This window comes from Leisingera sp. SA32 (genome assembly GCF_056033425.1).
Genome location: NZ_JBVYHB010000001.1, coordinates 33620 through 56566 on the forward strand (window position 1 = coordinate 33620; position 22947 = coordinate 56566).

Genomic DNA, 22947 nt, shown 5'->3' on the forward strand with positions numbered 1-22947 from the left:
ACATTCTGCGAATGTCCGCGACCAGGCGGGAGCCCGCCCGGATCAGGACGACAACGTTCGCGCGGCCTGATCCAGAACCCGCAGCCCCAGCACCAGATCGTCTTCGGCAGTGTCCTCGTCAAAGGCGTGGCTGATGCCGCCGATCGACGGCACGAACAGCATCCCCGCGGGCATCACCGTGGCCAGATTGGCCGCATCATGCAGCGCGCCTGATGGCATCTTTTGCCATTTCCCCGGCGCCAGCTCCTCTGCCCCGGCGGCGAGCGCCGCCTGAAGCCGGTCTTCCATCGCCGCGGGTTCGATACCCAGAACTTCGCCCAGTTCTGCCTCCACCCCGTAATCCGCCGCGATCTGTTCAGCCGTCTCCAAGATAATCGCCTGCATCCGGGCCAGCCGCTTCGGATCCGCGTCCCGCCATTGCATCGAAAAGTCGACCCGCCCCGGCACCACCGAGGCCGCATTGGGGTGCAGCGTCACATGGCCGATGGTCCAGACCGTCGCCGGAGTGACCACGCCGACAAGGCGACTGTTCAGCGCCCCGTTGAAGGCCGACAGCGCCTGAAACGCATCGCGGCGCAGATGCATCGGAGTGGTGCCCGCGTGGTTCTGGCGACCGGTAAAACGGATCCGCATGTCGCGAATGCCGACGATATCGGTCACGACGCCCAGCGCCAGACCGGTCTCCTCCAGATACGGACCCTGTTCGATATGCATCTCCAGAAAGCCGCTGAACCTGTCATGCGGCAGAAAATCTCCCGCCAGATCCGCCATCCGACCTCGCATTTCTGCCAGCGTACGGCCGCCGGTATCGGTAAATGCGTCGGCCTGATCCAGCCCCAGCTTTCCGGTCCAGATGTCCGACCCGGTCAGCACACCAAAGCGCCCCTCTTCGTCCTGGAAACTGACACAAGAGATCTGCGGCCCGCCGTCCTCCCGCGCAGCGCGGGCCACTTCCAGCCCGGCGATCACCCCCAGCGCGCCGTCCAGCCAACCGCCCTCCGGCTGGCTGTCACTGTGCGATCCGACCAGCAGACTGCGGCCCTGTGCCAGGCCGAACAGGTTTCCAACAGGATCGAAATGCGGCTCTAACCCCGCATATTTCATACGTTCTGCCAACCATTTTCGCGCCGCAACGTCGGCGTCAGAGTAGGCCTGCCGCACCACCCCCCTGCCAACGCCCGCCGCACCAAAGCTGCGCAGCTGGTGCAAATCTTGCAGAAATCGATGCGGGTCGAGCGGCATGTACGGTCTCCTTCAAAACTGGCCCAAGCCTGCGCCAGCACACGCGGGGGTACAATCCCTCTCTTTTCACGGTCTCCAACCTCGCCTAAGACTCGCGCCGTAACAACCGGAGCCGCCGCCCATGTCCCACATCACGCTGATCCGCCACGGCCAGGCCAACACCCAGGCCCGCGACGAGGCGAGCTACGATGCGCTCAGCGATCTGGGGCATCAGCAGGCGGCCTGGCTCGGCGCCTATCTGCGCGACAGCGGCGGCCACCATCCGCGCATCTACTGCGGCACCCTGACTCGCCACATTGAAACGGCCGTCTCGATGGGCTGCGCGGATGTGGTGCAGGATCCGCGTCTGAACGAGATGGAGTATTTCACCCTGGCCGAGGCCATGCGCGACCAGCACGGGCTGCCGGTCCCACAGGAGCGCGAGGCCTTCATCGACCATCTGCCCCGCGTCTTCGCCGCCTGGGCCTCAGGCGACATCGCCGACCCTTATGAAAGCTGGGACAACTTCGAACGCCGCACCCAGCAGGCCCTGGCCGAGATCGCCGAGGGCGACGGCCCTGCGCTGGTCATCACCTCGGGCGGGCTGATTGCCATGGCGATGCGGCAATCCCTGGGCTTGGACACAACCGCCATGGCGCGGCTGGCTCTGGCGGTGATGAACACGTCGATGCACCGGCTGTTTCCGATCGGCGGCCATTTCAGCCCGGTGCTGTTCAACGCCGTGCCGCACCTGGAGACCCCAGAGCGGCAGTTCGCCCAGACCCATCTTTGACCTGCGAAAGGACCGACGACACATGCAGCTATACTTTGCCCCCGGAACCATCTCCGTCGCCGTGGCCATCGCACTGGAAGAGGCTGGTCTGGCGTATGAAGCGATCAAGATCGACTTTGCCGCCAAGGAACAGACCGGCGCGGCCTACGCCCAGATCAACCCCAAGGGCCGGGTGCCCGCATTGGCAGTCGACGGCGGCATCCTGACCGAAACCGGCGCGCTGCTGGAATATGTCGCCGACCAGGCGCCGGACAGCAACCTGCGCCCCGCCGAGCCGCTGTTGCAGGCCCGCATGCGTGAGGTGATGTTCTACCTGGCTTCCACCATGCATGTGAACCACGCCCACAAGCTGCGCGGCGCCCGTTGGGCCAGCGAACGCTCCAGCTGGAAGGACATGCAGAAAATGGTGCCGCAAACGATGGCGGCCAGCTGCGATTACATCAACCAGAACGGCCTGCGCGGCCCGTTCGTGCTGGGGGACACCGTCAGCCTCGCTGACTGCTATCTCTACGTGGTCTGCACTTGGCTGGAGGGCGACGGGGTGAAACTGGCGGATTACCCCAGGATCCAGGAATTCATGACGGCAATGGAACAGCGCGCTTCGGTGCGCGCGGTTCAGGCCAAGGGCATGCTGTGAAGGACATGACAATGACGCATCTATGGGTACGGGCCGAACAGCGCCCCAACGAAGATCGGGTCGGCCTGACCCCCGAAGGCGCCAAGGCGCTGCTGGACGCAGGCATCAAGGTCACGATCGAGGAAAGCGCTGTGCGGGCGATCCCCTTGCAGGGCTATGTCGATGCCGGTTGCGAGATCGCACCGGAAAACAGCTGGCCCTCGGCCCCGTCGGACAGCATCATCTTTGGCCTCAAGGAATTGCCCGAGGACGGCACCCCCCTGCCGCACCGCCACATCATGTTCGGCCATGCCTTCAAGGGCCAGCACTCGGGCAAGGCATTGCTGGAGCGTTTCAAGGCAGGCGGTGGAACGCTGTACGATCTGGAATACTTGGTTGATGAGACCGGCCGCCGTGTTGCCGCCTTTGGCTATTGGGCGGGTTACGCGGGCGCTGCGGTCACGCTGAAGACCTGGGCGGCGCAGCAGCGCGGCGACATCTGCGGACCAGTGGGCGTGTATGGCGGCAAGGATGTGCTTCTGACGGAACTGGGCGCCGAGCTGGACGCGCTCAAGGCGGACCGCCCTACTGCCATCGTGATCGGCGCGCTTGGCCGGGTCGGCACCGGAGCGGCGGATCTGTGCGAGGCGATGGGCGTAGTGGTCACCAAATGGGACATGGCGGAAACCGCCAGCGGCGGCCCGTTCCCGCAGATTCTGGACCACGATCTGTTCCTGAATTGCATCTTCGCCCGCCCCGGCACCCCAGTGTTTGTGCCGCGCGACGCCCTGACTGCGAACCGCAAGCTGAGTGCCATTGGCGATGTCGCCTGCGACCCGGACAGCGATTACAACCCGGTGCCGGTCTATGATCGCGCCACCACTTGGGACGCCCCCGCGTTGCGGGTAGCGGACAACCCTGTGCTGGACGTGATGGCAATCGACAACCTGCCCTCGATGCTGCCGGTCGAAAGCTCCGAGGATTACGCTGCCCAGCTGCTGCCGTCGCTGCTGAGGTTGGATGATTTGGACCGCGGCGTCTGGGGCCGGGCCAAAGCCACGTTTCAGGAGAACCTGCCAAAATGATGACCCCTTACATAGGTTATCTCGCCGCGATCCTCGGCACTGTCTGCTGGCTGCCGCAGGCCTGGAAGGCCTGGGCGAGTCGTGACACCTCCGGGCTGTCGCTGGTATCAAACCTAATGTTTCTGGCCACGGTGTCGCTGTGGTTCGGCTATGGGCTTCTGATCGGTGACTGGCCCCTGATTCTGGCGAATTTCTGCGCCATTCTGATCGTCGTCAGCATCGTCACGGCAAAACTGAAATTCGGATAACGGAGAACACCCATGACAATTCACTGGTGCGGCACCGGCCTGTCGGCCATCCCCGGCCTGCGCCGCCTGCTCGAGGCGGGCCACGATGTTGCGGTCTGGAACCGCACCCCGGACAAGGCGCGCGCGGCGGTGGGCGATCTGACCACCAACATCCACAGCTTCAGCCTGGCCAACCTAGGCCAGATGCTCAGCCCCAGGGACGTGGTCGTCTCGATGCTGCCAGGCGACTGGCACGTGCCGTTGGCCGAACTGGCAATCGAAAACGGCGCACATTTCGTCTCCTCCTCCTACATCGCGCCGGACATGCGCGCGCTGGACCAAAAGGCCAAAGACGCCGGAGTGTGTTTGATCAACGAGGTCGGCCTCGACCCTGGCATCGACCACCTGATGGCGCATGCGCTGGTGGATCAGTACAAGGCTTCTTATGCCTATGACGCAGACAATGAGGTCAGCTTCATCTCCTACTGCGGCGGCATTCCCAAGACGCCAAACCCGTTTCGCTACAAATTCAGCTGGTCGCCGCTGGGCGTGCTGAAGGCGCTGCGCTCTCCCTCGCGCTCGATCCGCGACTTCAAGGAGCTGGACGTGGCCCGCCCCTGGGACGCGATCTCCTCCTACGCGGCACCGCTGCCTGAGGCGGAGACCTTCGAGGTCTATCCGAACCGCGATTCCATCCCTTTCATGGCGCAGTATGAATTCGAACCGGACTGGAAGGTGAAACAGTTCGTTCGCGGCACCCTGCGCCTGAATGGCTGGGCCGAGGCCTGGAGCGATGTCTTCCGCGAAGTCGAAACCCTCAGCGGGCCCGAAGGCGACGCTCGGCTCAAGGAAATGTCGGACCAGTTCTGGGACGAAAACGCCTATGACGAGGGCGAGCCGGACCGCGTGGTGATGTGCGTTGGGCTGAAGGCTGAGAAAGACGGCGCCGCGGTCTGGCACAAGACCTATGTGATGGACGCCTGGGGCGACGAGCGCGGCACGGCTATGGCACGTCTGGTGTCCTTCCCGGTCTCCTTTGCCATTGAGGCCGCGATGAACGGCAAAATCGCCGCCGGTGTCCACGCCGCGCCCAGCGATCCGGCCCTGGTCGACAGTTGGCTAAAAGAGGTCGGCAAGCTGGCGCAGCACCTGGGCGTCGTCGAGCACACTCGCTGACCCCGATACCAGGCGCAAGGCGCTAAAAAAGGGCACCCGATTTGCGGTGCCCTTTTGCGTCCGGGCCGTCCAGTCGTGGGACGGATGCCTGTATGCTAGCGTCCGATCACGTCATCCTCGACGTCGTTGACATCAATGCCCAGCGCCTCCAGCCCGGCCTCCAGATTGTCTGACAGATGCGGCGTGCCGAGCAGGTAGTCGACGGTGGGGGTGGTGGCCTCCTGCCGGGCGGTATAGATCGCCTCGCCCAGCTCCTCCGGCTCGAAACTGCCCCGGCCGACCCACATGATGCCAACCAGTTCCGCCTGCTGATCCTCGCTCATCCGGTCAACAAAGGCGCGAAGCTCACCCTCGGCCCGGCCCAGTTCGCGGGCCATCATCGCCACCTGTGCCACCTTGCGGGCCGAGATTTCCAGCATCGCTCCACTCCTTGTATTATGGCCAGCATATCAAACAGTGCGGCAAACGCCTAAGTCTTTGATCTGCGGCTAGCACAAGACGCCTTCAGCGCGGCGGTTTGCCAAACAGCGCCATCCCGCTGCGGCGCCCGCGCAAAACCTCCGGTGGCAGGGCTGTCCAGCCGTCGCGCGCGGGCTCGGCCCCCGCAGCCTCCAGCAGCGCGGCAGAGACAATCAGCTCCAGATCATGCGCGCGGGTGATCTGCTCCAGTCGGGCGGCGGTGTTCACCGTGTCGCCAAAAACCGAATACTCCAGCCGCTGCGGCGTGCCGGCCACCCCCGAAAACACTTCCCCCCAGTGCACGCCGATGCCAACGCCCAGGTCGGCCTCGCCCACGGCTTTGCGATCCTGGCGCCATTCCGCCATGGCACCCTGGAGACCGTCGGCGCAGGCCAGCGCCCGTATTGCGGCCCGATCCCCTTCGAACAGGATCATCGCAGCGTCGCCAATATATTTGTCGATCAACCCGTTGTGTTGGGCCGCAACCGCCTCGACGCAGGTGCGAAAATCGGTGATCAGGCGGCCGACCTCCTGCGGCGCGCGGCCTTCGCACCAGCTGGTGAAACCGCGGATGTCGATGAACAGAACGGCCATGTTCTGCTGTCGCCCTTCTTGCAGGCTCTCCAGCTCACCGCCCGCCAGCCGTTTCGCCAGTTGGGCAGGCAAGTATCGGGTGAGGTTGACTTTTTGCCGCGCCTCCTCGATAGAGCGGTTCAGCAGCTCGCGCGTGCGCAAAGCCGCCACCAGCAGGACGACCCCGGCAAGCGACACCATCAGAACCCGCATCATATTCGGCGGCGTTCCGTGCGCCAGCTGCACCCGCCGCACCGCCTCAACCGACACCACCGGCGGCTCCCACATCACCAGCCAGATGAAACCGGCCGCAACCAGCAGCACCTGGTAGCCCAGCATCAGCGGATTGAACCGCAAAACCCCAAAGGCCAGCACCAACGGCGCCATCCAGGCGGAGGGCATGGTGAACACCAGGTCACCCGGCAGTCCGGAGTTGCGCAGCGACAGCCAGGTGTTCAAAAACAGGAACACGCCGTCTGCCGTCACCGCGGCCCAGATCATCCAATGCCGAAACACCCCGCGCCGGATAGCCGCAATACTGAGAACGCCCACGGCCATGTAGGACACCAGCATCGCAGCCGCCAGACCGAGCTGCTGCCATAGGTACATCTCATCCAGCACCGGCAAACCGTCCAGCGCCAGCACCAGCGCAGCCAGCAGCCCCGCCGACACGGCGATTCGCAGCAGCGCCACAATTCGCTCGGCCTCGATCTCAGCCGCGCGCAGCACTGGGACTGCGGCCGGGTTCACCGGCTTTGGCAGATGCATCTATTCTTCCGCCAGCAACGCCACCTGACGTGGCTCAGTTTCGACCTGGCCGGGATCGTCCAGCGCTGCCCCCTGCGGCACCACGCCCATCGCCTCGAACTTGCGCGCCGAAGGGAGAACGCGGGACTCCAGCGACCCAACGGCCTTGTTGTAATTGTTCACCGAGGAGGACAGCGATTTGCCAACCGCCGCAAGATTTTTTGAAAATGTCGACAGCCGGTCGTAGAGTTCCTTGGCGGTCTTCTGCACGGCGACAGCGTTTTCTGCCATCTTCTCCTGCTGCCAGCCATAGGCGATGGATTTGACCAGGGCCATCAGCGTTGTCGGCGTAGCGATCAGCACCCTGTTTTCAAAGGCGTACTCAATCAGTCCGGGATCCGCCTCCGCAGCGGCAGACACAAACGTCTCGCCGGGAATGAACATCACCACAAAGTCCGGCGTCTCTTCCAGCGCGCTCTGGTAGGATTTCGAGGCCAGCTGCTTCACATGGGTCTTCACATGGCCCGCATGTCGGGCCAGCGCCGCGCTCTGGGCTTCTGGGGTCTCGGCCTCCAGCGCGTCCAGATAGCCTTCCAGCGGAGTTTTGGCATCCACCACGATGCTCTTGCCACCGGGGATGCGCACCACCGCGTCGGGACGGCGCAGCCCGTCATCTGTGCCGACGCTTTTCTCCAGCTCATAGTCGACATGTTCAGCCATGCCGGCCATCTCGAACACCTGCCGCAACTGCATCTCGCCCCAGCGACCGCGGGTCTTGGGCGCGCGCAGCGCCTGTACCAGCTTGCGGGTCTCGCCGCCCAGCATCGCCTGACCCTCGGCCAGATGGCGGACTTGCGCCTTGATGGCGCCATACGCTTCGTTGCGGGCCTGCTCGATTTCCTTGATGCGCTCGCCGAACTGGCCCAGTTTCTGGTCCAACGGTTTGACCAGGCTTTCGATCGCCGCGTGGCGCTTGGCCAGGTCCGCATCGGCGGATTTGCTGTGCGCCTGGAAGCGCTCGCTGACCAGGCTCAAAAAGTTATCCGAGTTCTGTTTCAGCACGTCCGAGGCCATCACCGCGAACTTGTTCTCCATCTGCTGGTTCATATTTTTCAGCTCTTCCAGCCGGGCCGCATATTCCGCTTTCAGCGCCTGCACCTGGGCCTCCGCCTGGTAGCGCGCCGTGCGTTCGTTCTCGCTGGTGCGACGCAGTGTCGCCAACTCATCCGTCAGAGCGGGCAGCCGGGCGGCCTCCGCTTGCAAGCCGGCATTATGACTGCGCAGGTCACTGTTGGCTTGCTCCAGCAGGCGGGCATGCGCCCGAAGCCGCAGCGTGACGATTCCCAATACCACGGCCACAGCCGCCAATGCGTAGACGGCCCACTGGGCCTGTTCCATAGTCACTGCTCTGTCTCCCCTGTTGCGGGTGTATTTGTTCAGCTACGCCCGAACAGGCGCTCAATGTCGGCCAGCTTCAGCTCCACATAGGTCGGGCGGCCGTGGTTGCACTGGCCGGAATGGGGCGTGGCCTCCATTTCGCGCAACAGTGCGTTCATTTCCTCGCCCCGCATCCGCCGACCCGAGCGGATAGAGCCATGGCAGGCCACCCGGCTCAGGATCGCCTCGACCCGCGCCTGCACCAGCTGGCTTTCCCCCTGATCCGACAGCTCATCCAAGATGTCCTTGATCATCGCCTCCGCGTTCACCTCTCCTAGGATTGCCGGAGTTTCACGCACCGCGATGGCGTTTCCGCCGAAAGCTTCGATGCCTAGGCCGAACTTGGCCAGCTCATCCGCTACCGCCAACAGGCTGGCGCAGTCATTGTCGCTGAGTTCGACGATTTCCGGGATCAGCAGCGCCTGCGCCGCGACGCCGTTGTCGGCCATCTGCCGCTTCAGCTTTTCGTAGACCAGCCGTTCATGCGCAGCGTGCTGATCCACGATCACCATACCATCGGCAGTTTGGGCAATAATGTAGTTTTCATGCACTTGGCCGCGCGCCGCACCCAGCGGCAGCGCCTCGGCCCCGGGGACGGCCGCTTCGGGCCCATCCGACGGTTGACCCGGGGCCATCGCCGAGTCCTGCGGCTCGGTCACCCGGCCGCTGTAGGCCGCGGCGAATTCGGAAAACCCTGGCGATGGCGGCGCATCTGCGGGCCGCGTCGGCGACCAACCTGGGGATTGCGCCGCGTAGGACGCGCTGCGTGCGCCCAACGACGGCCGGTCCATCTGATAGACTCGCGGCGCGCCGCTGGCGGTCGGTTGCCCCCCGGCCGGTTCGGGACGCATGGCCCCCAGCGTAGCCCCCGCCACCGTGGTCGAGGCCCGGTGCCCGGCCTCTGCCAGCGCCAGCCGCAGGGTAGACACGATCAACCCGCGCGCCAGCCCAGGATCGCGAAAGCGAACCTCGGATTTGGCCGGATGCACGTTCACGTCCACCGACTGAGGCTCACAATCGATGAACAACGCTGCCGCCGGGTGGCGGTCACGGCTGAGGAAATCGAAATAAGCCGCCCGCAACGCGCCGGTCAGCATCTTGTCCTTCACCGGCCGGGTATTGACGAACAGGAACTGCGACACCGCCGCACCGCGCGAATAGGTCGGCAGCGCCGCATAGCCATAGAGCCGGATCCCGTCGCGCGTGGCGTCGATCTTGAGCGCGTTTTCGGCAAACTCGCGTCCCAGCACCGTGGCCAGCCGCCCGTGCAGCGCGTCGAACAGATCGCCGGTCAGGGGATCGGCACGGAACGTCACCCGACCGTCACCGCCCCCCGACACATCGCGCAAGGTAAAGCCGACAGAGGGCTCCGCCATCGCCAGTCGTTTCACCGTGTCGGAAATCGCCTGCGTTTCGGCGCGGTCGCTGCGCATGAACTTCAGCCGCGCAGGGGTCGCAAAGAACAGATCGCGCAGCTCGACGATGGTGCCGGCCCGCAGGGCTGCGGGCTTCACCGGGTCCTGCTGGCCACCGGAAACCCGGATCTGCATCGCCTCATGTCCCGCCGCGCGGCTGGTGATGGTCAACCGACCCACCGCACCCAAACTGGGCAGCGCTTCACCCCGAAACCCAAAGGTATGGATGTTCAGCAGATCCGACCCGTCAATCTTGGAGGTCGCGTGGCGTGACAGTGCCAGCGGCAGGTCCTCCGGGGTCATGCCGCAACCATCATCGGTGACCCGGATCAGCGTTTTGCCGCCGTCCGCGATCTCGATGGTGATGCGGGTGGCGCCGGCATCGATGGCGTTTTCCACCAGTTCCTTGACCGCTGACGCGGGACGTTCCACCACCTCGCCGGCGGCAATCCGGTTGATAGCGCTGTCGTCCAGCTGGCGGATCACGGGACGGGTACTGTCGCTGATATGGGGTTCTACACTGCTCATACCGCTAAATTTAGCAGTTAACGGCGATTCTGCCACCGGAATGCGCAGGCAATCGCCACCGCAATCGTAAAACAGGAAGCCGCCCGCCGCCAAGGGCCGGAATGCAGCGGGCTGCCGCGACGGAACCCCGGTGGATCCCCTGTCTTTTGTCCATTCAGTCAAAAAACCGCCTGCACGCCAGGCCGGTTTCTTGCCATAATGCCGCACCCGTGCAACCTTCTCCCGGAATTCTGCTGAGGATCCCCCGTATGGAAAGCCAAATCGCTGAACGTAGCGCACATCTGCCGCAGCTGACCGAGCCGCGCAATCCCGGCATGGCGCTGGACCTGGACTGGGTCGCCTCGGTGCAGGCCAACACATCCGCCATCGAACGACGTTGCGCCACGCTGCCCGGACGCCGCAGTGTCAAAAAGGATCACCAGGCCGCCTGGCTGTTGAAAGCGATCAGCCTGATCGACCTGACCACCCTGGCCGGTGACGACACCGAAGGCCGGGTGCGCCGCCTGTGTGCCAAGGCGCGCCAGCCGGTCAGCCCAGGCCTGCTGCGCAATCTGGACATGGAGGGACTGACCACCGGCGCCGTCTGCGTCTATCACGACATGATCCCCGCCGCGGTGGCAGCACTGGCAGGCAGCGGCATCCCGGTAGCGGCGGTCTCCACCGGCTTTCCCGCCGGCCTGTCGCCCTTTCACCTGCGGGTGGCCGAGATCGAGGAAAGCGTCCGCGCCGGGGCTGACGAGATCGACATCGTGATCTCCCGCCGCCATGTGCTGACGGGCAACTGGCAAGCGTTGTACGACGAGATGAAGACCTTCCGCGAGGCCTGCGGTGACGCCCACGTCAAGGCGATCCTGGCCACCGGCGAGCTCGGATCCTTGCGCAATGTCGCGCGTGCCTCGCTGGTCTGCATGATGGCGGGGGCGGACTTCATCAAGACCTCCACTGGCAAGGAAAGCGTCAACGCCACCCTGCCGGTGTCCCTGGTGATGATCCGCGCCATTCGCGACTATTTCGACCGCACCGGCTACCGCGTCGGCTACAAGCCTGCGGGCGGCATTTCCAAGGCCAAGGATGCGCTGGTGTATCTCGCGCTGATCAAGGATGAGCTGGGCCACCGCTGGTTGCAGCCCGACCTGTTCCGTTTTGGCGCCTCGTCGCTACTGGGCGACATCGAGCGCCAGTTGGAACACCATGTCACCGGGGCATATTCCGCCGGCCACCGCCACGCCATGGCCTAAGAAGGCAGGGATCAAGAACATGACCATCAAAGAGATTTTCACCACCATGGAATATGGCCCCGCCCCAGAGAGCGCTGCCGAGGCTCTGGCCTGGCTGGTCGATCAAGGCAGCCGTTTCGGCCAGTTCATCAATGGCGAGTTCACCGACCCCACCGACGGGTTCGACAGCAAGAACCCTGCCACCGGCGACGTGTTGGCAAGCCTGAGCCAAGCGCGCCAGGACGATGTCGACGCCGCCGTCGGCGCCGCCCGCAAAGCGCAGGGCAAATGGGCCGCGCTTGGCGGGCCGGGCCGGGCGCGATACCTCTACGCCATTGCACGGCTTCTGCAAAAGCACGCGCGTCTCTTTGCGGTGCTGGAGACGCTGGACAACGGCAAGCCGATCCGTGAAAGCCGCGACATCGACGTGCCCCTGGCGCAGCGACATTTCTATTACCACGCGGGCATGGCCCAGCTTATGGAAGCCGAGCTGCCGGATGCGGAGCCGCTGGGCGTCTGTGGCCAGATCATCCCGTGGAACTTCCCGCTGCTGATGCTGGCGTGGAAGATCGCGCCAGCCATTGCGATGGGCAATACCGTGGTGCTGAAACCCGCGGAATACACCTCGCTCACCGCGCTGCTGTTTGCCGACATCTGCCGCCAGGCCGGACTGCCCAAGGGCGTCGTCAACATCGTCACCGGCGATGGGGCCGTGGGCGAAATGATCGTCGCAGCCGAGGTCGACAAGATCGCCTTCACCGGCTCCACCTCTGTCGGCCGCCGCATCCGCGAAGCCACCGCCGGCAGCGGCAAGGCGCTGACACTGGAGCTGGGCGGCAAGTCACCCTACATCGTCTTTGACGATGCCGACATCGACAGCGCCATCGAAGGGCTGGTAGATGCGATCTGGTTCAATCAGGGCCAGGTTTGCTGCGCCGGTTCGCGTTTGCTGGTGCAGGAAGGCATCGCCGATCGGTTCCACACCAAGCTAAAGGCCCGTATGGACGGTCTGCGCGTCGGAAATCCGCTGGACAAATGCATCGACGTCGGTGCGGTTGTGGACCCGGTTCAGTTGAGCACCATCCGCGATATGGTGGCCGCCAATCAGGCCGGGCGTATGCACCAGGCTCAGGTCGAGATGCCCGAAAGTGGCTGTTTCTTCCCGCCGACGCTGATTGAGGGGCTGACCCCCGCCGACCCGCTGATGCAGGAGGAGATCTTTGGCCCGGTGCTGGTCTCCTGCACCTTCCGCACCCCGGCCGAGGCGGTTGAACTGGCCAATAACACCCGCTACGGCCTTGCCGCGACGCTGTGGACCGAGAACGTGAACCTGGGGTTGGACATGGCACCCAAGCTGGCCGCCGGCGTGATCTGGATCAACGGCACCAACATGTTCGACGCTGCCGCCGGTTTTGGCGGGGTGCGCGAAAGCGGCTTTGGCCGCGAGGGCGGCTGGGAAGGGCTGGCGGCCTATACGCGCCCCAAGACCAAGTCAAAACCGCTGGCAAAAATCGCGCCGTTGGAGGGCAGCGGCACGCCGACAGAGACGCTGGACCGCACTGCCAAACTGTACATCGGCGGCAAGCAGGCCCGGCCTGACGGCGGGTACAGCCAGGCCATCCATGGCAAATCCGGGCAGCTGCTGGGCCACGTTGGGCTCGCCAACCGCAAGGACGTGCGCAACGCAGTAGAGGCCGCCGCCGCCGCCAAGGGCTGGTCCAAAACCACCGGCCACCTGCGCGCACAGATTCTGTATTACATCGCCGAGAACCTCTCGGCCCGCGCTGTCGAGTTTGCCGCCCGCATCGATGCGATGACCGGCAGGAAATCCGGCACCTCAGAGGTCGAGGCCGCGATCCAGCGTCTGTTCAGCGCCGCGGCCTGGGCCGACAAATACGACGGCCAGGTGCATGGCGTCCCGATCAGAGGCGTTGCGCTGGCGATGAAGGAACCGGTGGGCGTGATCGGGGTGCTTTGTGCTGATGAGGCGCCGCTTCTGGGGCTGGTTTCGGCCATGGCGCCGGCCCTTGCGATGGGCAACCGGCTAGTTTTGGCTGCGTCCAGTGCCTTCCCGCTGGCGGCCACAGATTTCTATCAGGTTCTGGACACTTCAGACGTGCCGGCCGGTGTGGTCAATATCCTGACCGGCAGCCACGGTGAGCTGGCCAAGCCGCTGGCGGCGCATCTGAACCTGGATGCGGTCTGGAGCTTCTCCTCCAGCGATCTGTCGGCAGACATAGAAGCGGCCTCGGCCGGCAATCTGAAGCGTACCTGGGTCAACAACGGCACTGCCCCCGACTGGATGCAAGACCAGACCAAACGCTTTCTACAAGAAGCGACCGAAGTGAAAAACATCTGGGTGCCTTACGGCGAGTAACCAGGCGCGACCACGACAGGCAGGCGGGGTACTCCCGCCTGTCTTCGATCTTGCGATCTCTTCCCGTTGGGCCACGCCCAAGCGCGCGGGCGGCGCGGCGCAGCCGCGAGGTTCAGGCGGGCGCGGGAGCGCAGGCCCGGCACCCGTTCCCCATGACCGCCGCGCCGACCCGTGCCGTCGCGCCACAAAAAAACGCCCGCTCCTTCCGGAACGGGCGTTTCTATTCCGGAATGCGCGCGGATTAGCGGCGGATGCCCAGACGCTTGATCAGGTCCTGGTAACGGGCCTCATCCTTGCCTTTGGTGTAATCCAGCAGCTTGCGGCGCTGAGCAACCATTTTCAGGAGACCACGACGACCGTGGTTGTCCTTCTTGTGGGTCTTGAAATGCTCAGTCAGGGTGTTGATGCGCGATGTCAGGATTGCAACCTGGACTTCCGGCGAGCCAGTGTCGCCGTCCTTGGTTGCGAATTCTTTCATCAGGCGTGTTTTTTCTTCTGCAGTAATCGACATCGGGGTCTCCTTCATTAGGTTGAGGTGGATGGCGCAGGCCGGGATGTCGTCCAGCACAGGCCCATGGAGATATCCGCTACGGAATCGCGGCAGATGCGGGCGTATAGACTGTTTCCGCATCAAAGGCAAAGTCTAACTGGGGCGGTGGCGGGATGCACAGCCAAAGTCGGCAGGCAAGTTCAGATAGCCCCCCCTGAGCCTTTGTGTGCAGACCGCCGCCGTCAGCTGGGCAACAAGCCTGCCTGCGCGGCGGAGGCACTGTCCGTCAACACCAGGTCCGCCGCCGTCACGTCCGTGGCGCTTGCCAGCCGCACCGCTGCGACGCCATCGACCAGAACCAGATGTTCCCCCTCGGCATCCGGGTTCGGCAGCACCTCCACGTCTGGCTCTGCCCCCGCATCGTAGTCCCAGACCAGCACCAGCTGGTCCTCTGCCGCGTCAAAATCCATCAGACGCACCGCCGTGTCCGTATCGACCCACCGGCCGATGGTGAAATGATCCTGACCGGTGCCGCCAGTCAGCACGTCCCCCGCCCCCGCGATGAGAGTGTCCAGGCCGCTGCCCCCATTCAGGTAATCCGTAGACGCGTCGTCGTCAGCCCCGCTCACAACATCATTCCCGGCGCCGCCAAACAGGACGTCCCCGCCAGCGCCGCCGGTCAGGACGTCATCCCCGGCATTGCCCAGCAGCCTGTCGTCGCCATCACCGCCAGAGAGGCTGTCCTGATCCTGACCCCCGTAAATTACATCCGCGCCCGCGCCGCCGCGAAGGTCGTCGTCCCCAAAATGACCATAAAGACTGTCCGCACCGGCACCGGCAGCCAGAATGTCATCGCCCTCCTGCCCATGCAGCAGGTCATCCCCGGCGCCGCCCAAGAGCTGATCATCGCCACCATTGCCGTGCAAGACATCGTCGCCCGCGCCCCCCACAAGGGTATCATCGCCGTCATACCCGCCGATCTGATCGTCGCCGCCGCCACCGCCGATACTGTCAGGAGCCGCCGTGCCGGACAGGATTTCGTCCGCATCTGTGCCAGTCTGTTCGCCCGACCTGTCAGAAAGCTCCGTCGCCGGATCGCTGCCCGTTGCGGGTTGGAGATCTGGCTCAGGGGCTCCGGTCACCGTATCAGTCGCACTTCCAAGATCGATGTAGCTACCGTCCAATCCGTCACGGTCGATCGGAGCTGCGTCACTGCCGTCCGCCCCATCCTGGGCCGCCTCGGTCCCGTCTTCCTCGTCGGGATCAATATCAACCAGAACCGCGCCGCCAACGGCCATCAGGCCCAGAACACTCGCCAACCACAACATTGCCAACAAACCCTCGATACAGATCACCCATCATACAACAGGGTCGCACATCCTTGTCAAAGCAGCAAAACAAAACAGGAACAAAGGTTAATGGGCAGCAAGCTCTTGATCCGGCTCCCAAACCACGGGCTGCTGGCGATATGGCAAATACAACGGATGTTTCGGATGTCCTGCCTTGCTGAGGCCCAGATGATACAGCGGGCGACCCGTTGCTCGCAAAGCCGCCGCAACCCGCGCGCCTTGGCCGCGATGGGCCCCATGGGTGCCCCAGGCACAGATCACCATATCCGCCCAATGCGCCCCCTCCAGAACCGCGGTCATGTTGTCCGGGCCTTCCGGCGCATTCAGCCGTCGCATATCGCGCGGGTCCGTGGCCCGGCAGGCAAAGATGTTGGTCGCTCGGAAACCGCCAAAGCCCAGCGCCCGTGCCCGGCGTTCGCAGCGCTCGATGGTTGGGTCGTTCTGGACCTCGGTAGCCGTCGAGGGGTTCAGCATCACAAACATCACCCGCCGCCCAGTCGGATCCCAGATCCGCGTCAGGCTGTAGCGATAGGTTTCACAATCTGAATAAACGGCGGTGGACGGCGCGTCGCCCTTGGTATGGGTGCGGATCAACATACCACAGGTGATAGTGGGTTTGGCCCTGCAATCCAAGGTGCGCCACCCCGACCGCACTGCGCACAGTGGCGCACTCGGCCGAAGTGTCGGGAAGGACGTTCGAAGGCCATTCCATTTTCAGCTGACGAAGAAGTCCGGCTGAATGCGGCCCCCCGGTCGCAACGCCCGAACGCGGAGACCGAACCGGCGTTAGCCTGCTGACTGCGGCGCGGGCTGGTTGAAGACCCGGCTAGGGTGCAGTTCACCAGATTTGTAGACACCAACAGCCACCGCCTGCCCGTCCAAGGACGCCCAGGCTTCCTCGCCGTATTCCAGATCCGAGGCCATGACCATGCCCGGGTTGCCGTTGCGCAGCCGCACGGCACCCTGAGGCGTGCATTTCAGCTCCGGCAGGTCGGCCAGTCCTTCCTCCAGCGGGCGCAGATACTGGTCCAGATCAGGGTTCTTGGCCAGTTCCTCAACCTGCTCCAGCGAGATACCGTCCTCCGCGTCGAACGGACCGGACCAAATGCGGCGCAACTCCCTGACGTGACCATGACAGCCCAGCGACGCCCCCAGATCGCGCGCGATGGAGCGCACATATCCGCCTTTGCCGCAGGTCATCTCCAGCACCACATGGTCAGCATCCGGGCGATCGAGCAGGATCAGCTCCTCCACCCACAAAGGGCGCGCGGTCAGCTGAACGTCCTCACCGTCGCGGGCCAGCTTGTAGGCGCGCTGGCCGTCAATCTTGACGGCAGAGAACTTGGGCGGCACCTGCATGATCTCGCCGAGAAAGGGTTGCAACGCTTCCTTGATCTGCTCATCGCTGGGCCGGTCGGCGCTTTCTGCAATCACCTCTCCCTCGGCATCATCGGTGTTGGTGGCCTGTCCCAGCCGCACGGTGAAGGTATAAGCCTTCAGCGCGTCGGTGATATAGGGCACGGTCTTTGTCGCCTCTCCCAGCGCCACCGCCAGAACACCGGTTGCCTCGGGATCGAGCGTGCCGGCATGGCCCGCTTTCTTGGCATCCAAGGCCCAACGCACCTTGTTCACCACTGCGGTCGAGGTCAGCCCGGCAGGCTTGTCCACCACCAGCCAGCCGGAAATATCGCGCCCTTTGCGTTTGCGTGCCATGCCTCGTCCCCGTGTGTATGTGAGGCGCGCCGGTTACCGGATCGCCGGGACGGTGTCAATTTAGCAAATCACCGGCGGGTGGGGAATGCCACCGGTCTACATGCCACACACCTGCCCGCGCTTGCCCCCAGAGGCTGCGGGCGCTAGGCAAGCGAGCATGGCCGTATCAAGCGAATACACCCCGCCGCAGGAGCCGCTGGAGATCCTGCATCACGACGCCGAAATCGTGGCGGTGAACAAACCTGCCGGGCTCCTGTCGGTGCCGGGTCGCGGCGCGCATCTGGCCGATTGCCTGATCGCCCGTGTGCAGACCGTGTTTCCCGAGGCACTGTTGGTCCACCGGCTGGACCGCGACACATCGGGGGTGATGGTCTTTGCCCTGTCGCCTCATGCGCAGCGCCACCTGTCGATGCAGTTCGAGAAACGCTCTGCCAAGAAGGCCTATGTGGCGCGGGTTGCCGGACGGCTGGAGCCCCGCGCCGGCACCGTTGATCTGCCGCTGATCGTGGATTGGCCGAACCGACCACGGCAGATGGTCTGCCATGACACTGGCAAACCCGCGGTGACCGACTGGCGCGTGATGAAATACGAGACCGATGCCACACGGGTGCGGCTGACGCCCAAGACCGGGCGCTCGCATCAGCTGCGGGTGCATATGCTGTCGCTGGGCCACGCGATCCTCGGCGATCCCCTCTATGCCACGGGCGACGCGCTGGCGCATCCGCGGCTGATGCTGCATTCCGAAGAGCTGCGCATCAAGCACCCCGACAGCGGCGAGTCGCTGAAGTTTCGGGTCAAGGCGCCCTTCTAACGGGTCTGTCGTGGCGACCGGCGGCGGCGGCGCGCACGGGTATGGGCATGGCCTGATGCGCAAAACGAGAAAGCCGCCCCTGGGGGCGGCTTGCATGTTTCAGGGTATGTCCGTGCGGGGGTTATTCCGACGCCCAGCCGCCAACGGCTTTCACTTCCAGGAAATCCTCAATCCCCCATTTGCCGCCCTCGCGGCCCTTGCCGGACTGTTTCATGCCGCCAAACGGAGACCCGGCCGAGCGTGATTTGCCGTTCATTTCGACCATGCCGGAGCGCAGCGCGCGGGCCATGCGGTTGGCGCGCGCGCCATCCTGCGTCTGCACATAGTTGGTCAGGCCGTAGGGTGTATCATTGGCGATCTCGACCGCTTCCTCTTCGGTCTCAAACGGCAGAATCGCCAGAACCGGACCAAAGATTTCCTCGCGCGCGATGGTCATCTGATTGTTCACATCGGCAAAGACCGTGGGTTTGACATAATAGCCCTTGTTCAAACCGTCGGGACGGCCCGTTCCGCCGGCCACCAGCCGGGCCCCTTCGTCGATGCCCTTTTGGATCAGATCCTGAATCTTGTTCCACTGCAGCTCATTCACCACCGGGCCGATGTGGCGGCCTTCCTTGTCAGCCGGGCCGACCTCGACCTTGGTGGCAACCTCAGCGGCTTCGGCCACCACGCGGTCATAGATGCCCTTCTGCACCAGCATCCGGCTTGGGGCGTTGCAGCTCTGGCCGGTGTTCTGCATCATGTGCAGCACGCCGCGCTTCACGGCCTTTTCATCGGCATCCTCAAACAGCACGTTGGCGCCCTTGCCGCCCAGCTCCAGATGCACCTTCTTCAGCGTCAGTGCCGCGTTCTGGCTGATCGCAATGCCTGCGCGGGTGGAACCGGTGAAGGACACCATGTCGACGTCCTTGTGGCCGGTCAGCTGCGAGCCGACGCCGACACCGTCGCCGTTCACCAGGTTGAACACGCCGGGCGGGAAGCCTGCCTCGTCCATCAGCTCGGCAAAGATCATCGCGTTCAGCGGGCTTTGCTCCGACGGTTTCAGCACCATGGTGCACCCGGCAATCGCCGCCGCGCCGACCTTGAGAGTGACCTGGTTCATCGGCCAGTTCCAAGGCGTGATCAGGGCGCAGACGCCAACCGCCTCGTGGATGATGCGGTCGTTCGGCGACTGCTCATTCAGCGGTGCGTCGAACTTGAACGCCTTTGCCGCCTCGATGAAGCCGCGCAGATGCCAGGGACCAGCGCCGACCTGAGAGGTGCGCGACAGGTTGATCGGTGCGCCCATTTCCATCGACATCGCCTGGGCCAGATCCTCGGCACGGGCCTCGTAGACGTCGACCAGTTTTTCCACCAGCGCGATGCGGTCCTCTACGGGCGTGGCCATCCAGCCCGGCAGCGCCGCCTTGGCTGCAGCGACCGCCGCATCAGTGTCGGCCTCACCACCCAGCGAAATCACCGCACAGGGCTCCTCAGTGGAGGGGTTGATGACCTCAAAGTCGTTGGCAACCTTGGGGGCGACCCACTGGCCGTTAATGTAAAATTCGCGTTTCTCGATCATCGCGGGTATCTCCCATTTCAGACGTGCTTTCCCAACTGCATGGCCGGTTTTGCGCCACTGTGTCACCGGGCCGGAAGCGGGGCAAGGGGCATTGCTGTCTAAATTTGATCAAATCCTGAGGCCGTCTGTGAGGCGGCGCGGGCACCAATCTGCAAATCCTTGCCAAGCCACGGAAATTGGAGTTTTCACGTGGCATCGTGGTGCAAGGGCTGTAACGTGGACGCAGAGCACCTAGGTAGCAATGAGGCGACTCAACCGCCACCGCGCGGCAGACAACCTGACACGACAACCTGACTTAGGAGGACAATGCCATGGCTTTGCGCATTAACGACGTGGTTCCCGATTTCACCGCTGAAACAGATCAGGGCAGCATCTCGTTCCATGACTGGATCGGCGACAGCTGGGCGATTCTGTTTTCTCACCCCAAGGATTTCACCCCGGTCTGCACCACGGAGTTTTCCGCCGTGGCGCAGCTGTCCGAAGAATGGGAAAAACGTAACACCAAGGTGATCGGCGTCTCCGTTGACGGGGTCGAGGAGCACAAAGGTTGGAAAAAAGACATTGAAAGCTACGGCAATGCCACGGCTGGCTTCCCAATCATCGCCGATGGCGGGCTCGAGGTCTCCAAGCTCTATGACATGCTGCCCGCCGAGGCCTATCTCCCCGATGGTCGCACCCCCGCCGACAGCGCCACCGTGCGCTCGGTCTTCATCATCGGCCCGGACAAGCAGCTGAAGCTGTCGATGACCTACCCGATGACCGTGGGCCGGAACTTCGCCGAAATCCTGCGCGCGCTGGACGGGTTGCAGATGAGCGCCAAGGGCGTTGCCACCCCCGCCAACTGGGTGCCGGGCGAAGACGTCATCATCCCGCCTGCGGTGTCTGATGATGACGCCAAGGTCAAGTTTGGCGAATTCGAAACCGTCTTCCCCTACCTGCGCAAGACCAAAGCACCGGCGTAAGCACAGCTGACCCGCAGGCGGTGCCGGTTTCCCGGCATTGCCTGCGGGCAGGACGCAGCAAAGAGGCGGCGGCGCCGCGTCTGTCTCTTGAGCCGTCAGTACCCCTTGCGCCGCCGGATCATGGCAATCTCGTCGCGGATGATCTGTCCGGCTTGTCCGTCCAGCTGCCGGGCGAACGCCTCAACCCTGTCCGAGTTCTCCTTGTTCACAGAAGCGAGGGACTTCTTGAGAAAAGCAAATCCGTGCTGTTCATACAGCAGCTGCGGCAGCACGTAGCTGGCACTGATCCGGGCTGTAACAGTTAGTATCAATCGGGTGGCCCGTTTGCGATCTTCCGATGACCGGGTCGCGTCTAGGCTGGGCACAATATTATCGATGACTTGACTGCAATACTTGTCATCGAGAAAAGTCATCGACCGGACGTAGTAATTGATCTGGGCATCAGAGCAAGCGTCTAAAACATCCGGCAGGCTGCGGATGTCATAGACCGCACCGTGGCTAAACCCATTTTTCAGAACAAAGCGGGTCATCCCGATCTCCCCGCGGCGCACGACCCTGTTCTTTTCCTTGGTCAGCGCATAGCGCTGCCAATACCGGCGGAAACCAGCATCCTGCAACACGCGAGGCCCAAGCGACAGCGCATAGGATCCATAGTGGAAATTTCGCAACGTGGGATCAAACTCCCATGCGATGTCCTCGAATTGATCCGGCTTGACCCTCGGGATACCCATGCTGGTTGCAGCAGCGGCATAATCCACCTCCAGCGCTTCCGCCTCACGCAGCCAGTTGCCCGCTCCCGGCAAGGGGAACCAGCTGGAATCATTCAGAAGCACCAACCGTTTCAGGTGCTCACGGTCTCCCTCCAGTGACAGGAAACCGTCTCGGTAGCCTCCGAAGTCATAGCCGACGTTGGGCCGTTCCATCACCCGCCAGCAGCTGCCTTGCAACTCGGCCATGTCCTGGTCCGACAGGGGCAGGTTGGACACCACCAGCGGCGCGTAGCCGTTCTCCCGCAGGTAATCCAGCGCCAGCCTGTGGCTGGGCAGCAGCCCGTCCTGCGGGTAGATCAGATAGATCGCGACCCGGTCTCCACGCGGCAGTGCGCCCGGGGTAATCTTGATCCGCCGTGCGAGGAACATGTCATAGTACTTGGCACCAAAAAGCAGCGTTCCCAATAGCCGCGGCAGGGCCGGGATCTGTTGAAACGGGCGCTTCAGTTCGCGGGTAATTTTCCAAAGCGGCGGCAGCGACATCAGGTGACCTTATCTTCTGTAATGGCGGCCGCGTGGACGGCGACCGATTTGGGCAGGAAGGGGCAAAGTTATTGCCAGGGCGGTGGCCTGTCAGCTGTCCGCGCCGTCGCACTGCCCAGGATGGCGCGAAAGTAGTACCAGTTCTTGGCGCGCTTTCGGGCCGACAGCAGTGTGAGCGGAGACAGCAGTTGCAGCGCCGCCTCTGCCAGCGCCCGCGGATAGGCCAGCGGCAGCCCGTGCTTGCGGGCGCCATAGACCCGCGACTGGCCCATGTACCAGGCCTTGAGCGCCGCTGTGCGCGCCGACCGTTCGGTGGCATGGCCCAGCAGATGCTTGACCCTGGCGCCAAAAACATAACGCAGCGGTCCGCAGACGTCCTTCAGCCGCAGACTGAGGTCGTCATCCTCGTGGAACAGAAATATCGCAGGGTCAAAGCCGCCGACCCGCTCGAACGCGGCCCGGCGCACCAGCAACGCACCGCCGTTCAGAACCGGCACTTCGCCATCGCGTTCAGCTGCGTCGCGCCCCAGCCAGAGTGAGTTGGATATCAACTTGCTGCGACGCTTGAAGAACAGAGAGCCGTCACCTTTGACGATCCGGGTGTTGAAGGCAGAGGCTTCGGGATGGGCGTCCGCCGCCGCCAGCAACTGCTCCAGCGTGTCGTCGAACAGCTCCGCATCAGGGTTCACGAAGAACAGAAATTCGGTCTCGGCGACGGCGGCGCCCAGATTGCAGGCCGGGCCGAACCCGATGTTCTTTGAGTTGGCGATGAATGTGGCGCCGTGACTCTCTGCCAAGGCTTTTGTCCTGGCCGCATCGCCAGAGGCATTGTCCACCAGCACCACCGGCACACCCGGCGCGATGGAGCGCAGCAGGTTCTCGACGATGGCAGAGGAATTATAGGTAACGGTAACGATGGAGATACGGGGAGTCATCA

Annotated in this window: 21 protein-coding genes; 9 read left to right on the forward strand and 12 right to left on the reverse strand. The window is 63.8% G+C overall.

Annotation, left to right across the window (positions count from 1 at the left end; translation table 11 throughout):
• Positions 1–42 precede the first annotated feature (42 nt).
• On the reverse strand, positions 43–1242 hold the full coding sequence (locus AC0IPL_RS00170; protein ID WP_474271032.1) for a hydantoinase/carbamoylase family amidase: 1200 nt from the start codon (positions 1240–1242) through the stop codon (positions 43–45).
• Positions 1243–1363: 121 nt separating this feature from the next.
• On the opposite strand from AC0IPL_RS00170, the gene AC0IPL_RS00175 reads away from it, so the two are divergent.
• Genes AC0IPL_RS00175 through AC0IPL_RS00195 form a run of 5 tightly spaced genes read left to right on the forward strand, consistent with a single transcriptional unit; the run spans position 1364 to position 5118 of the window.
• Positions 1364–2014, forward strand: a complete 651-nt coding sequence (locus AC0IPL_RS00175) for a histidine phosphatase family protein (RefSeq protein WP_474271034.1) — start codon at positions 1364–1366, stop codon at positions 2012–2014.
• A gap of 22 nt (positions 2015–2036) precedes the next feature.
• Positions 2037–2651 carry a glutathione S-transferase family protein gene (locus AC0IPL_RS00180; protein ID WP_474271036.1) on the forward strand — a complete coding sequence of 205 codons (615 nt, stop codon included), beginning with the start codon at positions 2037–2039 and terminating at the stop codon, positions 2649–2651.
• Between the two features lie 11 nt (positions 2652–2662).
• Positions 2663–3715, forward strand: coding sequence for a saccharopine dehydrogenase (locus tag AC0IPL_RS00185; protein ID WP_474271037.1), 1053 nt, complete (start codon positions 2663–2665; stop codon positions 3713–3715).
• A complete protein-coding gene (locus AC0IPL_RS00190; protein ID WP_474271926.1) occupies positions 3715–3963 on the forward strand; it encodes a SemiSWEET family sugar transporter in 249 nt (82 codons plus the stop codon). The genes AC0IPL_RS00185 and AC0IPL_RS00190 overlap by 1 nt, the downstream gene beginning before the upstream one ends.
• Positions 3964–3975: 12 nt before the next feature.
• Complete coding sequence (locus AC0IPL_RS00195) at positions 3976–5118, forward strand: saccharopine dehydrogenase family protein (RefSeq protein ID WP_474271041.1); 1143 nt, start codon at positions 3976–3978, stop codon at positions 5116–5118.
• 95 nt (positions 5119–5213) lie between these two features.
• Here AC0IPL_RS00195 and AC0IPL_RS00200 read toward each other — a convergent pair whose 3' ends face one another.
• The 4 genes from AC0IPL_RS00200 to mutL form a co-directional block, all read right to left on the reverse strand.
• Positions 5214–5537 (reverse strand): DUF3775 domain-containing protein, encoded by a 324-nt coding sequence (locus AC0IPL_RS00200; RefSeq protein ID WP_474271043.1) that lies wholly within the window; start codon positions 5535–5537, stop codon positions 5214–5216.
• Positions 5538–5622: 85 nt separating this feature from the next.
• A complete protein-coding gene (locus AC0IPL_RS00205; protein ID WP_474271045.1) occupies positions 5623–6918 on the reverse strand; it encodes an adenylate/guanylate cyclase domain-containing protein in 1296 nt (431 codons plus the stop codon).
• A complete protein-coding gene (locus AC0IPL_RS00210; protein ID WP_474271928.1) occupies positions 6919–8295 on the reverse strand; it encodes a DNA recombination protein RmuC in 1377 nt (458 codons plus the stop codon).
• Between the two features lie 38 nt (positions 8296–8333).
• Positions 8334–10277, reverse strand: a complete 1944-nt coding sequence (mutL, locus tag AC0IPL_RS00215) for a DNA mismatch repair endonuclease MutL (protein ID WP_474271048.1) — start codon at positions 10275–10277, stop codon at positions 8334–8336.
• A 248-nt stretch (positions 10278–10525) separates the two neighbouring features.
• Here mutL and deoC point away from each other — a divergent pair, with 248 nt between their 5' ends.
• Positions 10526–11515 carry a deoxyribose-phosphate aldolase gene (gene deoC, locus AC0IPL_RS00220; RefSeq protein ID WP_474271051.1) on the forward strand — a complete coding sequence of 330 codons (990 nt, stop codon included), beginning with the start codon at positions 10526–10528 and terminating at the stop codon, positions 11513–11515.
• Between the two features lie 19 nt (positions 11516–11534).
• Positions 11535–13871 (forward strand): aldehyde dehydrogenase family protein, encoded by a 2337-nt coding sequence (locus AC0IPL_RS00225; protein ID WP_474271053.1) that lies wholly within the window; start codon positions 11535–11537, stop codon positions 13869–13871.
• Between the two features lie 241 nt (positions 13872–14112).
• Here the strand turns inward: AC0IPL_RS00225 and rpsO are convergent, their stop codons facing one another.
• The 4 genes from rpsO to truB form a co-directional block, all read right to left on the reverse strand.
• Positions 14113–14382, reverse strand: coding sequence for a 30S ribosomal protein S15 (gene rpsO, locus AC0IPL_RS00230; RefSeq protein ID WP_024088374.1), 270 nt, complete (start codon positions 14380–14382; stop codon positions 14113–14115).
• Positions 14383–14603: 221 nt separating this feature from the next.
• Complete coding sequence (locus tag AC0IPL_RS00235) at positions 14604–15689, reverse strand: calcium-binding protein (RefSeq protein ID WP_474271054.1); 1086 nt, start codon at positions 15687–15689, stop codon at positions 14604–14606.
• A gap of 87 nt (positions 15690–15776) precedes the next feature.
• Positions 15777–16307, reverse strand: a complete 531-nt coding sequence (locus tag AC0IPL_RS00240) for a DUF1643 domain-containing protein (RefSeq protein ID WP_474271056.1) — start codon at positions 16305–16307, stop codon at positions 15777–15779.
• Positions 16308–16496: 189 nt separating this feature from the next.
• Positions 16497–17423 carry a tRNA pseudouridine(55) synthase TruB gene (gene truB, locus AC0IPL_RS00245; protein ID WP_474271058.1) on the reverse strand — a complete coding sequence of 309 codons (927 nt, stop codon included), beginning with the start codon at positions 17421–17423 and terminating at the stop codon, positions 16497–16499.
• Between the two features lie 157 nt (positions 17424–17580).
• Here truB and AC0IPL_RS00250 point away from each other — a divergent pair, with 157 nt between their 5' ends.
• Positions 17581–18234, forward strand: coding sequence for an RluA family pseudouridine synthase (locus tag AC0IPL_RS00250; protein WP_474271061.1), 654 nt, complete (start codon positions 17581–17583; stop codon positions 18232–18234).
• 121 nt (positions 18235–18355) lie between these two features.
• On the opposite strand, the gene AC0IPL_RS00255 is transcribed toward AC0IPL_RS00250, so the two are convergent.
• Positions 18356–19795, reverse strand: a complete 1440-nt coding sequence (locus AC0IPL_RS00255) for an aldehyde dehydrogenase family protein (protein WP_474271064.1) — start codon at positions 19793–19795, stop codon at positions 18356–18358.
• Between the two features lie 311 nt (positions 19796–20106).
• Between AC0IPL_RS00255 and AC0IPL_RS00260 the strand changes: the two genes are divergently transcribed.
• Positions 20107–20757 carry a peroxiredoxin gene (locus tag AC0IPL_RS00260; RefSeq protein ID WP_474271066.1) on the forward strand — a complete coding sequence of 217 codons (651 nt, stop codon included), beginning with the start codon at positions 20107–20109 and terminating at the stop codon, positions 20755–20757.
• A 95-nt stretch (positions 20758–20852) separates the two neighbouring features.
• On the opposite strand, the gene AC0IPL_RS00265 is transcribed toward AC0IPL_RS00260, so the two are convergent.
• Entirely contained in the window at positions 20853–22010 is a 1158-nt protein-coding gene (locus tag AC0IPL_RS00265; protein ID WP_474271068.1) for a rhamnan synthesis F family protein, read from the reverse strand.
• Between the two features lie 68 nt (positions 22011–22078).
• Positions 22079–22945, reverse strand: a complete 867-nt coding sequence (locus AC0IPL_RS00270; RefSeq protein ID WP_474271071.1) for a glycosyltransferase family 2 protein — start codon at positions 22943–22945, stop codon at positions 22079–22081.
• Positions 22946–22947: the final 2 nt, after the last annotated feature.

What these genes read in the sequence shown, in the direction of transcription:
- mutL (WP_474271048.1), bottom strand. Translation starts at nt 10,277, where the DNA reads ATGAGCAGTGTAGAACCCCATATCAGCGACAGTACCCGTCCCGTGATC.
- AC0IPL_RS00225 (WP_474271053.1), top strand. Translation starts at nt 11,535, where the DNA reads ATGACCATCAAAGAGATTTTCACCACCATGGAATATGGCCCCGCCCCA.
- AC0IPL_RS00250 (WP_474271061.1), top strand. Translation starts at nt 17,581, where the DNA reads ATGGCCGTATCAAGCGAATACACCCCGCCGCAGGAGCCGCTGGAGATC.
- AC0IPL_RS00195 (WP_474271041.1), top strand. Translation starts at nt 3,976, where the DNA reads ATGACAATTCACTGGTGCGGCACCGGCCTGTCGGCCATCCCCGGCCTG.
- AC0IPL_RS00265 (WP_474271068.1), bottom strand. Translation starts at nt 22,010, where the DNA reads ATGTCGCTGCCGCCGCTTTGGAAAATTACCCGCGAACTGAAGCGCCCG.
- AC0IPL_RS00205 (WP_474271045.1), bottom strand. Translation starts at nt 6,918, where the DNA reads ATGCATCTGCCAAAGCCGGTGAACCCGGCCGCAGTCCCAGTGCTGCGC.
- AC0IPL_RS00270 (WP_474271071.1), bottom strand. Translation starts at nt 22,945, where the DNA reads ATGACTCCCCGTATCTCCATCGTTACCGTTACCTATAATTCCTCTGCC.
- AC0IPL_RS00175 (WP_474271034.1), top strand. Translation starts at nt 1,364, where the DNA reads ATGTCCCACATCACGCTGATCCGCCACGGCCAGGCCAACACCCAGGCC.
- AC0IPL_RS00170 (WP_474271032.1), bottom strand. Translation starts at nt 1,242, where the DNA reads ATGCCGCTCGACCCGCATCGATTTCTGCAAGATTTGCACCAGCTGCGC.
- AC0IPL_RS00240 (WP_474271056.1), bottom strand. Translation starts at nt 16,307, where the DNA reads ATGTTGATCCGCACCCATACCAAGGGCGACGCGCCGTCCACCGCCGTT.
- AC0IPL_RS00255 (WP_474271064.1), bottom strand. Translation starts at nt 19,795, where the DNA reads ATGATCGAGAAACGCGAATTTTACATTAACGGCCAGTGGGTCGCCCCC.
- AC0IPL_RS00200 (WP_474271043.1), bottom strand. Translation starts at nt 5,537, where the DNA reads ATGCTGGAAATCTCGGCCCGCAAGGTGGCACAGGTGGCGATGATGGCC.
- rpsO (WP_024088374.1), bottom strand. Translation starts at nt 14,382, where the DNA reads ATGTCGATTACTGCAGAAGAAAAAACACGCCTGATGAAAGAATTCGCA.
- AC0IPL_RS00210 (WP_474271928.1), bottom strand. Translation starts at nt 8,295, where the DNA reads ATGGAACAGGCCCAGTGGGCCGTCTACGCATTGGCGGCTGTGGCCGTG.
- AC0IPL_RS00180 (WP_474271036.1), top strand. Translation starts at nt 2,037, where the DNA reads ATGCAGCTATACTTTGCCCCCGGAACCATCTCCGTCGCCGTGGCCATC.
- AC0IPL_RS00260 (WP_474271066.1), top strand. Translation starts at nt 20,107, where the DNA reads ATGGCTTTGCGCATTAACGACGTGGTTCCCGATTTCACCGCTGAAACA.
- AC0IPL_RS00235 (WP_474271054.1), bottom strand. Translation starts at nt 15,689, where the DNA reads ATGTTGTGGTTGGCGAGTGTTCTGGGCCTGATGGCCGTTGGCGGCGCG.
- deoC (WP_474271051.1), top strand. Translation starts at nt 10,526, where the DNA reads ATGGAAAGCCAAATCGCTGAACGTAGCGCACATCTGCCGCAGCTGACC.
- AC0IPL_RS00190 (WP_474271926.1), top strand. Translation starts at nt 3,715, where the DNA reads ATGACCCCTTACATAGGTTATCTCGCCGCGATCCTCGGCACTGTCTGC.
- AC0IPL_RS00185 (WP_474271037.1), top strand. Translation starts at nt 2,663, where the DNA reads ATGACGCATCTATGGGTACGGGCCGAACAGCGCCCCAACGAAGATCGG.
- truB (WP_474271058.1), bottom strand. Translation starts at nt 17,423, where the DNA reads ATGGCACGCAAACGCAAAGGGCGCGATATTTCCGGCTGGCTGGTGGTG.